Origin of the sequence: Sphingobium quisquiliarum P25 (genome assembly GCF_000445065.1) — a bacterium.
Lineage (GTDB): Bacteria > Pseudomonadota > Alphaproteobacteria > Sphingomonadales > Sphingomonadaceae > Sphingobium > Sphingobium quisquiliarum.
In genome coordinates, this window is record NZ_ATHO01000115.1 from 1 (window position 1) to 3,780 (window position 3,780).

Below are 3,780 nucleotides of genomic sequence, written 5' to 3' on the forward strand. Positions count from 1 at the left end.
GGCTCTGTTGCAAAGATTGGCGGCAGTCAGAGGTAGGCTGTCGCTCTGCGCCGATCAGGCGGCTGCTGCGAAATGGTGGTTGAGCATGCCCATGGCCTCCGTCAGCGCCGAGGGCCCAATGCCAAAAGCTCTCTCCACAAGGCGCACCTCGCCCCTGATGCCGGGCTGCAGGCACCAGGGGCGAGCCTGTCCTTTGCGCAGGGCTCGCATGACTTCGAATCCCTTGATCGTGGCATAGGCCGTGGGGATCGATTTGAAACCGCGCACCGGCTTGATCAGTATCTTGAGCTTTCCGTGATCGGCCTCGATCACGTTATTGAGATACTTCACCTGCCGGTGGGCCGTCTCCCGGTCCAGCTTTCCTTCGCGCTTCAATTCGGTGATCGCTGCACCATAGCTCGGCGCTTTGTCGGTATTGAGCGTGGCAGGCTTTTCCCAGTGCTTCAGGCCTCGCAGGGCCTTGCCCAGGAACCGCTTCGCTGCCTTGGCGCTGCGGGTCGGCGACAGGTAGAAATCGATCGTGTCGCCCCGCTTGTCGACTGCCCGGTACAGGTAGGTCCACTTGCCCCGCACCTTGACGTAGGTTTCATCCAGGCGCCAGCTCGGATCAAAGCCACGCCGCCAGAACCAGCGCAGCCGCTTCTCCATCTCCGGGGCGTAGCACTGGACCCAGCGATAGATCGTCGTATGGTCGACCGAAATGCCGCGTTCCGCCAGCATTTCCTCAAGGTCGCGATAGCTGATCGGATAGCGACAATACCAGCGCACCGCCCACAGGATCACATCACCCTGGAAATGGCGCCACTTGAAATCCGTCATCGTTCCGTCCGTCCAATCTCCGCCAAGCATGCTCAAGCTTCACGATTTTTGCAACAGAGCCGGTCGATCTGCAACGCGATGCGCTCACGGCCGCTGGTGTCGATCAACGGCACCTCTACTCCGACAAGGCTTCCGGTGCGCGCGACGATCGCGCCGGCCTGAAAGCCTGCCTCGACTACATGAACGCCGGCGACACGCTGGTTGTCTGGAAGCTCGATCGGCTCGGCCGCTCGCTGCCGCACCTGCTGGCGATCGTCACCGACCTCAAGGAACGCGGCATCGCCTTCCGGTCGCTGACCGAACAGATGGATACCACCACGCCGCATGGCGAGTTGCTGTTCTCGCTGTTCGGCGCGCTCGCCCAATACGAGCGAGCGTTGACGCGGGAGCGGATCATGGCGGGCCTGGCCGCCGCAAAGCGGCGGGGCCGACAAGGTGGACGACCGCCGACGATCGCCGCGGAAAAGATGCAGTTGATAGTTGCCGCTCTGTCCAATGGGGCCAGCAAAGCGTCGGTTTCTCGCACGTTCAGCGTGCCGCGATCAACATTGACGGACACGTTGGAGCGGATCGGGTGGTCAGCGCCGGTCAAGGATACGCCTTGAATAACGACAAAAATATAATTATATTCCCGTCATGTTATCCATGCGCTTTTCCTGGCACCCAGCCAAAGCCGAGAGCAATCTGAGAAAGCATGGCATCAGTTTCGAGACGGCCGCCAGCGCCTTCGCAGACCCCTTTGCGCTTAGCGTGCATGATCGGATCGAAGGCGGCGAGCAACGATGGCAGACCTTGGGCCTGGTCGAAGGACATTTACTCCTGCTGGTGGCCCACACCGTCGCTGAGGATGACGACGACGGCGAATATGTGGAGATCATCCATATCATTTCGGCCCGAAAAGCCGATCGAAAGGAAAGACGACGTTATGAAGAAGAAAGACGCTGATACCGTCCGCTTCCAGCTCGATCCGGGCAATCTGCCCCCCTTGACCGAGGCACAGAAGGCCGAGCTGGATGCCCTGCAGGCGATGCCGGATAGCGGTATCGACTATAGTGATGCCCCGACGCTGACAGAGGATTTCTGGAAGACCGCCGAGCGTGGACGGTTCTATAAGCCGATCAAGCAGCAGGTAACGGCGCGGCTCGACGCCGATGTGCTTGCTTGGCTCAAATCCCAGGGCAAGGGCTATCAGGCTCGCATGAACGCAATCCTTCGGCGCGAGATGTTGGCGGCTGCGAAGGAGCGCCGACACGCTTGACGTGCAGGCCGCAGATGGATGCCGCTTTCACGGCCGGGAGTAACCCGGCCCGGCGTAGGCGCGCGAAGCCGCCAGAGTTGCGGCAATCATGTGTTTTTCGCTATGCTCTTTCTTCTAAAATAGCGACCGGTGAAAAATCCGATCCACGCAATTGCTGGAACAAGCCAAGGCCAAAAGGAAGATAAGAGTAGAATCATGTCGCCCCAGCGGCTCCGAGCAATAGCGTTAATGCAGTCGATCCCAATGTTATCGGAGTAGCGACAAATATTCCGAATTTTTGGTTTGCAAATGATACGAGCGAACAGACCAGTAAGATCACGAATATATCTGGCCAAAATTCACCCAACATACGTATCACGTTGTCTTTCTCCACGAACAGCCATCTACATGCGGCGCACTGCAACCCTAAGTCCAAGAAATCCGTCAAGTAACGAAATTTTGTTAAGAGTCTGTCTTGAATCTCATGGGTAACGAGCGATGCGTCGGATGAGGACGATGGCAGCGGCGGCATAGAGGAGCGCGGTTGCGGATTTGATGGTCCGCTCGAAGTCTTTGGCCAGACGGCGATTGCGGTTGATCCATGCGAAGGTGCGTTCGACGATCCATCGTCTGGGATGGACGACGAAGCCGGTCTGATCGGCGAATTTGCGGACGATTTCGATCGTAATGGAGGTGGCGTCCCGGACGCGATCGCTGTTGTAGGCGCTGTCGGCATAGGCGCGCGCGACGAAGGGATGCCGCTGGTGAGACTGCTGGAGCAAGGGCACCGCGCCATCGCGGTCCTGCACATCGGCAGGATGGACCAGTATGATAAGGGCGCGACGGCTCTGTTGCAAAAATCGTGAAGCTTGAGCATGCTTGGCGGAGATTGGACGGACGGAACGATGACGGATTTCAAGTGGCGCCATTTCCAGGGTGATGTGATCCTGTGGGCGGTGCGCTGGTATTGTCGCTATCCGATCAGCTATCGCGACCTTGAGGAAATGCTGGCGGAACGCGGCATTTCGGTCGACCATACGACGATCTATCGCTGGGTCCAGTGCTACGCCCCGGAGATGGAGAAGCGGCTGCGCTGGTTCTGGCGGCGTGGCTTTGATCCGAGCTGGCGCCTGGATGAAACCTACGTCAAGGTGCGGGGCAAGTGGACCTACCTGTACCGGGCAGTCGACAAGCGGGGCGACACGATCGATTTCTACCTGTCGCCGACCCGCAGCGCCAAGGCAGCGAAGCGGTTCCTGGGCAAGGCCCTGCGAGGCCTGAAGCACTGGGAAAAGCCTGCCACGCTCAATACCGACAAAGCGCCGAGCTATGGTGCAGCGATCACCGAATTGAAGCGCGAAGGAAAGCTGGACCGGGAGACGGCCCACCGGCAGGTGAAGTATCTCAATAACGTGATCGAGGCCGATCACGGAAAGCTCAAGATACTGATCAAGCCGGTGCGCGGTTTCAAATCGATCCCCACGGCCTATGCCACGATCAAGGGATTCGAAGTCATGCGAGCCCTGCGCAAAGGACAGGCTCGCCCCTGGTGCCTGCAGCCCGGCATCAGGGGCGAGGTGCGCCTTGTGGAGAGAGCTTTTGGCATTGGGCCCTCGGCGCTGACGGAGGCCATGGGCATGCTCAACCACCATTTCGCAGCAGCCGCCTGATCGGCGCAGAGCGACAGCCTACCTCTGACTGCCGCCAATCTTTGCAACAGAGCC

General features: G+C 59.3%; 5 protein-coding genes and 1 pseudogene. 4 read left to right on the forward strand and 2 right to left on the reverse strand.

The genetic code is table 11. The annotated features are described in order from the left end of the window. Positions 1-54 precede the first annotated feature (54 nt). On the reverse strand, positions 55-819 hold the full coding sequence (locus L288_RS34835; protein WP_001389365.1) for an IS6-like element IS6100 family transposase: 765 nt from the start codon (positions 817-819) through the stop codon (positions 55-57). A 68-nt stretch (positions 820-887) separates the two neighbouring features. Here L288_RS34835 and L288_RS0121780 point away from each other — a divergent pair, with 68 nt between their 5' ends. From L288_RS0121780 to L288_RS34845, 3 genes are read left to right on the forward strand one after another with little or no spacing between them, the layout of a single operon-like run. After that, positions 888-1,424: a recombinase family protein gene (locus tag L288_RS0121780; protein ID WP_051184012.1), complete on the forward strand. Its 537-nt coding sequence runs from the start codon at positions 888-890 to the stop codon at positions 1,422-1,424. 40 nt (positions 1,425-1,464) lie between these two features. After that, positions 1,465-1,764 (forward strand): BrnT family toxin, encoded by a 300-nt coding sequence (locus L288_RS34840; RefSeq protein WP_013041561.1) that lies wholly within the window; start codon positions 1,465-1,467, stop codon positions 1,762-1,764. Continuing rightward, entirely contained in the window at positions 1,745-2,077 is a 333-nt protein-coding gene (locus tag L288_RS34845) for a BrnA antitoxin family protein (protein WP_007682049.1), read from the forward strand. The genes L288_RS34840 and L288_RS34845 overlap by 20 nt, the downstream gene beginning before the upstream one ends. Positions 2,078-2,538: 461 nt before the next feature. Here L288_RS34845 and L288_RS34850 read toward each other — a convergent pair. Next, positions 2,539-2,898 (reverse strand): annotated as a pseudogene (locus tag L288_RS34850) (transposase); the annotation flags it as partial. Between the two features lie 63 nt (positions 2,899-2,961). On the opposite strand from L288_RS34850, the gene L288_RS34855 reads away from it, so the two are divergent. Continuing rightward, positions 2,962-3,726, forward strand: coding sequence for an IS6-like element IS6100 family transposase (locus tag L288_RS34855; RefSeq protein WP_001389365.1), 765 nt, complete (start codon positions 2,962-2,964; stop codon positions 3,724-3,726). Positions 3,727-3,780 lie beyond the last annotated feature (54 nt).